At 56.9% G+C, this 7712-nt stretch carries 5 protein-coding genes; all 5 read left to right on the top strand.

The window, feature by feature from the left end; genetic code table 11:
• Window positions 1-50: 50 nt before the first annotated feature.
• Window positions 51-584 carry a CPBP family intramembrane metalloprotease gene (locus tag HKN37_12755; GenBank protein ID NNE47517.1) on the top strand — a complete coding sequence of 178 codons (534 nt, stop codon included), beginning with the start codon at window positions 51-53 and terminating at the stop codon, window positions 582-584.
• A gap of 94 nt (window positions 585-678) precedes the next feature.
• A complete protein-coding gene (locus HKN37_12750; protein NNE47516.1) occupies window positions 679-1227 on the top strand; it encodes a hypothetical protein in 549 nt (182 codons plus the stop codon).
• Between the two features lie 701 nt (window positions 1228-1928).
• The gene (locus HKN37_12745; GenBank protein NNE47515.1) at window positions 1929-4157 is read left to right on the top strand and encodes a T9SS type A sorting domain-containing protein; all 2229 of its coding nucleotides are present in this window, start codon (window positions 1929-1931) and stop codon (window positions 4155-4157) included.
• A gap of 438 nt (window positions 4158-4595) precedes the next feature.
• Window positions 4596-6125, top strand: a complete 1530-nt coding sequence (locus tag HKN37_12740; protein NNE47514.1) for a T9SS type A sorting domain-containing protein — start codon at window positions 4596-4598, stop codon at window positions 6123-6125.
• A 780-nt stretch (window positions 6126-6905) separates the two neighbouring features.
• On the top strand, window positions 6906-7712 hold an 807-nt coding region (locus HKN37_12735; GenBank protein ID NNE47513.1), incomplete at its 3' end, for a hypothetical protein.

Raw genomic sequence — 7712 nt, 5'->3', positions numbered from 1 at the left:
GCTTGACATTTCATCCGAAAGACTCGGGCAAGGTCATATGGTACAATAGTGTGCTAAGATCACTCATCACAAGACGCCCGTTGGGCTCATTTGTCGTAATCAACTACCTGATCTCCTGGACATTCCTGTATCCGTGTTATCAGGCGATCTTGAATGCCGAGGAAGGTACGTTCCCGCCCCTGGCACTCATTGGATTAATAGGAGCATTTGGGCCGACACTTGCCGCCATTATCGTTGAAGGGGTTCTGAAGGGAAAGCAAGGTATTCGGGCCCTGCTGAGAAAGGCTGGAATCTGGCGCGTAGGTTGGTACTGGTATGCCTTTGTCCTTGCTGCTCCTTTCGCCCTGTATGGAGTTGCTGTCTGGTCGTCAGTATTGTTCGGTTTCCAGCTTGGTCCTTCAAATCTGCGCGACGGGTTTGGCTCGGTAGTTCCTTTCTTCCTACTTGCGTTGCCGTTCGGACCCATGGGAGAGGAACTGGGTTGGCGCGGGTTTATGCTGCCCAGGCTGCTGCAGAAATATGATATGTGGAGAAGCAGCCTCCTGTTGGGAGTGGTCTGGACCTTCTGGCATATCGCCTCATAACGCCCTTGGGTTTGGGACCTACCTGGAGACACTACCCCGGGAGAAGGTACTTTTTGGATTCCCGGGGGCAGGTGGCGGTCTGCGGGAGGGCGTTGTGCACTATGCCGATCGCGAGAAACCAGGAGGAAAACGCAGAGCCATCACGATCGGGGAGCCCGACGGAAATACCAGGGAAAGGACGGAGGCCATCAAGGGGCTGTTTGAATCAGGTGGAATCCCGGTAGACATCACGGACGATATTGATGGATGGTTGAAGTACCATGTTGCACTGATCAGTCCGCTGGTCAATGGCCTATACAAACATGACTGTAGCAGCTATGCTCTCGCCAAAGACGACGCAACACTTCGCGTCATGGTTCGAGCTGCCAGGGAAGGTGGGGTTGTCCTGAAAGCCCTTGGAAATACGAAGCGCCATCCTTTCCAGTTCAACCTGTTCTACTGGTTACCCGAAATCCTGAATGTGAAGGCGCTGCAAGCCCTGCTTGAAAGCAAGTTTGCAGAAATCGCCTTTTCAATGCACGCCGCGTCAGCACGCGACGAAATGCGGAAGCTGGCCAGCGAGTTTCAGATCCTCATCGAGCGGACGTCGATAGCGACACCGAACATAGATCTGTTGAGAGGCTACGGCGAAATGAGTTCATGAGGGTCTCCGGATCACCGCCCGAGCCGCGCGGCGACGGGGAGAAAAGGGACCTGGTGCCGCCTGCAATTTGGGAGGGTACAAATAGGGTAGAAGATCGAGAAGGAGTGGACGAGAGCTCTTGACACTGCCCCAACGGCCGAACAACGAATGCCACCGGAACCGCGTGATTCGGTGTCTGATGATATTCTCAGTGGTCCAACCTCCGGTGGAGCCAACGGGGGTCGAACCCCTGACTTCTGCAATGCCATTGGGAAGGTTTGCAGCTCCATGCGGTTGCAAGACAATCTATTGTCGCGAGAGTCGATTCAGGGGGGTACACAGAGGGTACACGATGAAAGTCGCCTCTCCGAGCCTGCTATACCCCCTTCTTTGCCAGTACTCCACAAGCGCCTGAATAGGCGGGTCGTCGCAGAGGGGATCAAAGTTCCTGCGTTCGAGGCCTGCAGGGTCCCGATGATTGTTTCGATACTCCTAACGTGGGCGGGGATATCCACTCCATACAATTCAGGACGATCCTCTCAACTCCTCGATACGCTCTTCAGTACCTGAGCTTTTAGCTAACGGACTTGGCTTCACAGGCGTCGGCATTATATCCGGGGTATGTGGTTGTTGAGAGGACGGGGGAGGCCGGCCGGCAGGGTATGGTCTGGCGATGACCATGACCGTTGGCAGATCTCTGCATCGTGCCCGAGGATAGTACCATGTTGCACCGCGTTGCCTTCATACTCTTCTTTCTTTCTCTTCCATGCTTCACTTTCGGCGAGTCGTTTGCTCAGATCGCCTGGGAGCGAGCGCTTGGGCCGCTGGGAGGAGTTCCACAAGTACTGCTCGAACTTGCAGACCAGTCAGCTCTGCTGGTTGGTACACAGGGAGGCCTGTTTAAATCGACCGATGAAGGTCAAACGTGGTCGGCATCAAACGGTACGAGCCCAATTGAACAGGTGCTCGATCTCGACGAGTTCAACGGCGTGCTCTTCATGACGGGTGTCGACCGCAAAGCCGGTCAGATTCGGATCCTTCGATCCAGTGATGCCGGCAACACGTGGGACGAGGTGCCCGGGGTCAGCGGACTCATTTCCCCATCCGAAGATCCGGCAGCCAGACTCGCGGTCGGTCCTGCCGGGATGTTCATCATTGGCATAACTCCGAATGATACCTGGGTTTCGTACCGATCCACAGACAACGGCCAGTCGTGGGATGGTCCCCTGTTGTCACTGGGCAGCCTCGAATTCGAAGACCTGTATGACATCACTTTGACGTCCGCAGGAACAGTTGTCGTAGGCTCAAGTCGGCAAATACGCCGATCGACAGACACCGGCGATACGTGGGATCAGGTCCACGGCGAGGCCTCCTCGTTTTTTGCAGTGGATGCCGGGGGAACACTGTACGCTGCGAGACCTGGCCACGCAGCGATCTACAGCTCTTCGAACGATGGTTTGACGTGGACACAGATTTACAGTGGGGTTTCTCTGTTGAACGTAACCGGCTGGGTCCGATCCTTGGCCGCGGGAGATGCCGGTGAGGTTTACGCGGGCCTGGACGGCGACGGCGTCGCGGGGACGGATGACGATGGTGCGTCCTGGGCTCTCTTTAACAATGGTTTCGCCCCCGGTGGATTCTTCGATTACGAAGCCACGACGGCGGTTCACAAGCTCGACTCCGGGACGCTGGTGGCCGGGTTTGAAGATGGCCTCAATGCAAACGGGTCGGTGGCTGGCGTCTATTACTCGTTCGATGGCGGAGCGAGCTGGGCCACCTCAAACGCCGGCCTGACGGCTGTGAACCTGCGCTCAGTTCTCCTGCATTCGACGGGAGACATCCTTTGTGTCGACGGGACCGGCGAACGGTTGCTGCGCTCACAGGACGGCGGACAAAACTGGAGTGAATTCAAATCGGACTTCTCTCTGAGAAAGACCCGGGAAGATGTTGCTACCGGTGATCTTTATCTCTTGGCGGATTTCGCTCTCTTCCGATCTACGGATCGTGGCGGTTCGTGGACGGAACTGAGCCGGGGCACGTTCAACCGGATAACAGACGTGGCGCTCACGTCCGCCGGGAGTATTATCGTGGGTGATCAGACGGGCATACTCCGAAGCACGGACGGTGGCCAGTCGTGGGCAAGTGTAACCGAATGGCGAGGTGATGTACTTGAGATATCGTCTTCAGGCTCCATTATCGGTCTCGACAGTGGCGGTCCGGGCGTGATAAGGTCCGATGATGATGGTGTAACATGGACCGATTCCAACGATCCAGGACTTGTGGATCGACTTGGTGTCGCACCCAACGGTGACCTGTACATAAGTCGTCTCGGTCTTGGGCTGTACAAATCCACCGACAATGGAGACACCTGGAGCGACGCCACAGGAGACGTACCTCGTGGAGTTTCCGGAACAGCAGACGTCACCGTTCAATTAATCTCATTTGATGCGAACAGTATTCCCTATGTCGCAACGGGCTACCTAGATGAGAGCGATGTCGGTCGTCACTCGCTGTTCACCTCAGTCGACGGTGGCATTTCGTGGCAAATGCAGGATACCGGCTTCGAAGAGATCACGTGGGTGAATGACCTGGACTTTGATCCGAGCGGAGTCGCATACGCCGCAACATCGACAAGCATCTACACAAGTGGGTCTGCTGTAGCCAACGAAAGAGTGGCCGAAGTACCCGGTGGCTTCGTGCTCAGACAGAACTACCCCAATCCTTTCAACCCGTCGACCTCGATTACTTACGACCTCGCACAGCCCTCCGACGTGACTCTGAATGTCTACGACGTGTTGGGGCGAAAAATCACACAACTCGCGTCAGGAATAATGCCAGCGGGTACTCACGACGTGACTTTCGACGCCACTGGTCTCTCATCCGGCATCTACCTCTACGACCTCCAGGCCAGAAACTACTTCGACGCAAAGCGAATGGTGGTGGTTAGGTAGCAGGTCGGAGTTGTCTCTCGGGCATTCCAAAGGGCCGACTCGCCGAGGGTACCAATAGGGTACACGAATCGGACGGGTGTGGTCAGAGTGTGCGGCACTCGACAAGGAGCTCGAATTACCGACCCCATCAGAACTGCCTGATTTGGGCTTGTCCGATGGGATCCAACGTGGAGCCAAGGAGAGTCGAACTCCTGACCTCTGCAATGCCATTGGGAAGGACATAAGCTTTGAGACACTGCCGAGCAGTCTGTCATAGCGAGAGCGCGTTTTGGCGGGTACGCACGGGGTACACGGTTTTGACGATTATTGTGGCGGCCATCAAGAGCAAGCGCAATTCAGGTACTACAGTCCTGGCTCGTGTGGGGGAATCCCCCCTTGTGGGTGTGCACCCGGCGGACGATCATTTTTGCCACGCTCGATCACCAATCTGGAATGCACATGAACAAGACCGTTCGACTCACCATAGTCATGTCCGACCCCGGCCCGATTATAGGCTGCGCTATCCTACTACTACTTCTTGCTGGGACAGTGCCTGCGCTCGCCCAGATTCCCGATACGCTGTTTGCCAGCGACGGCGCCCACGCTGACCGCTTCGGCTATTCGGTAGATATCGACGGCGACGTGGCCGTCGTCGGTGCGTCCAACGTGAACGGCGGCATGGGTTCCGCCTACGTGTTCCGGTACGACGGGTCCCGCTGGAACGAAGAGGCTGTTCTCACCGCACCTGATGGTGCCGCCATGGATAACTTCGGATTTGCTGTGGCTGTCAGCGGCGACAACATCGTCGTTGGAGCGCCTATGAAGGACGACCGGGTGGGTGGCGCATACGCTTTCCGATATCTGGCCTCCGAATGGACGACGTACCAGGTTCTCGGACCGCCGGTGAACACGTGGCCCGCAACATTCGGATGGTCAATCGACGTTGATGGAGACCGCCTTGCCATAGGCGCGCCTGGAGACGGAGAGAACGGGGCTTCGTCGGGCGCTGCCTTCGTGTACACTTTCACCGGTCCGGCCTGGCTGCCCGACGCCAAGGTTACCGCGTCGGACGGAGACCTGAGTGATTTTCTCGGCACGTCGCTGGCTCTGGGGCCGGACCTTCTGGCGGTCGGCGCGTACGGAGACGACCAGAGGACCGGAGCCGTCTACGTGTACACTCCTGACGGGTCGGAATGGACCGAGAACGACAAGCTGGTGGCCTCCGATGGTTCGCTATTCGAAGACTTCGGGTTCGACGTGGACTTCAGCGAAGAAAGTAAACTGATCGTGGGTGCACGATATGCAACGGGGGCGGCGGACAAAAGCGGTGCGGCCTACCTGTTCGAATTCTCCGGGACGCAATGGTCGGAGACCGCCAAGTTAGAGGCATCCAATGGCAACACCAATCATACCTTCGGCACACAGGTTGCCATCAACGGCACCGTGGCCGCTGTTTCTGCTACGGCTGCACCGATACCGGGACCGGCCAATTCAGGTGTCGTCTATCTGTATCGCCTCGAGAATCAGATCTGGATAGAGAAGAACATTCTTCTGGCGCCTGATGAAACCAAGGTCCAGCAGTATGGCCTGTCTATCGCCGCACAGGAGGACGAAATTGTGGTCGGCGCAATGTCGGCCGAGAACTCGAAGGGCGTGGCATCTGGCGCCGCCTTCGTGTACGGGCTTGGGCTTCAGTCCGTGGGCGTTGATGATACTGAGGTGGTCTCAGAGTTCAGGCTGGACCAGAATTATCCCAACCCCTTCAATCCGACAACTACGATCGCGTATGCCTTGCCGCGACCCGCGGAGGTGACGCTCACTGTCTGCAACGTGCTGGGCCGGCAGGTCAGGATGCTAGCCTCGGGGGTGCAGCCAGCTGGCGCCTACGAAGTCACCTTTGACGCCGCCGGACTCCCGTCGGGCGTCTACTTCTACCGCCTCACCGCCGCGGAATACGGCGAGACGAAGCGGATGGTGGTGGTGAAATAATCCGAGGGTACAAATAGGGTGCACGAGCAGGCTGGACGCACTTGCGGGTGAGGTAGTCGGGGAGGGCTACTAACAGAAGAATCCACCGGCCTCGTCTCTTGCGGCCGATCCGGTGGGATTCAAGTGGAGCCAAGGGGAGTCGAACCCCTGACCTCTACAATGCCATTGGGGAGGCCAACGGCTAGAAGATGTTGTAGGAAAGTCGGTTAGGGGGGCGATCGATTTGGGCGAGTACACAGAGGGTACACAGATGTCCGAGGTGTCGCTACCGCCTGGTCCGTTCTCACTCACCCTCGCGCAATTCCTCAAGATCGGCCTCCGTTGGTTCCATCGCCTTCCGACGGTCACTTGACCTACTCTCCTCGACCGCCCTGCATTCTTCCCGGCTCTCCGAGTCTTTGTGCGTAAAAGCTGTGCATTCCCCCACAGAAGCTTAAGGGAGCCTCATGTATGGGGCGGATGTCCTGCGACCGATAGAATTCGCGCTTTATGAGGTAGAGGATCAGAATCTCGTCACATAGGCAAGAAGGCGACCCGCAGAACGCTGCACTACAGGATTCCTCATCCCTCTCTCTATCCTTATACCAGGTTGGAGGCCTACGGCAGGATGCCTGGATCGGCATGGCGTCCCTTTTCATCGCCTCCGGAAGAATCAGTCTTTGTTTCTAGAACACACCGGCGAAGGATCTACACATGCGCTTGTCCTCATTCTTTCTTTCTGTCTCAGTTCTGTGCCAGCTTGGGTTCACTCGGTCAGCAGAAGGCCAGAACATACCACGAATGAATTTCCTTGCAGCCGAGCGAGGAATCCTCACCAATGCCTTCATTGGCGAACGTGATGAAGAAAGGTGGTTTAATCAACTGGGGTCGATTGGAAGAACAGCTACTACGACCTTCAATACAACTGTTGGAAGTGGGACAGTTCGGGCTTCCCATGAATCCAACGTGTCCGATCTGAATATTTCGGCTAGTTTTGAAGTCGGATTTCGTGGCAGCGCTGGGTTTCAAGCCCTACCCTTTGAAGCCGAAAGTATGATGAGCACTGCCTTATCAGTCACTGACGCGGTGGTCGGGTCGGTCACTGGTACCGTCGAGCTAGAAGGCGGAAGGGGTGAGGGTGTCGGCGTGGGTGTGTCTGTCTCCGTCCAAATCGGATTCGACCTCTATGAGTTCGACGAAGATGATCTCAACGCAGGTCCTATCCCATTCAGCCAGGCCGTCACGTACGAAACAGGTTCGATATACGGGTTCGGAGTTCGAGCGGCGTTGACCGACGCGCTATTCGATGAGAGTCTGGAAGTCTCAGCGAAGGTGGATCTCGCTCTCAACTTCGGCGGAGGCGGCTCCGGGGGCGGAGGCGGGGGCGGCTCCGGGACCGGGACCGGTGACACGGATCTGGACGGGTTGCCTGATATATGGGAGACCGCCGGAATCAACGTAGACGGCGACGACGACATTGAGATTGACCTTCCGGCGCTTGGAGTACTACCGAATCGAAAAGACCTCATCGTCGAGGTTGACGTTCAGAGAGGGTCAAATTTCCCGCTGGACGTTCTGTCCGACGTCGTCGATGCCTTCAGCACCGCC

The sequence above is a fragment of the Rhodothermales bacterium genome (assembly GCA_013002345.1).
Taxonomy (GTDB): Bacteria; Bacteroidota; Rhodothermia; order Rhodothermales; family JABDKH01; genus JABDKH01.
This window is presented reverse-complemented; position numbering and strand designations above follow the sequence as displayed.

Bases quoted from the DNA above. Each gene is read 5' to 3' on its own strand.
- HKN37_12740 (NNE47514.1), top strand. From the start codon at position 4,596: ATGAACAAGACCGTTCGACTCACCATAGTCATGTCCGACCCCGGCCCG.
- HKN37_12745 (NNE47515.1), top strand. From the start codon at position 1,929: ATGTTGCACCGCGTTGCCTTCATACTCTTCTTTCTTTCTCTTCCATGC.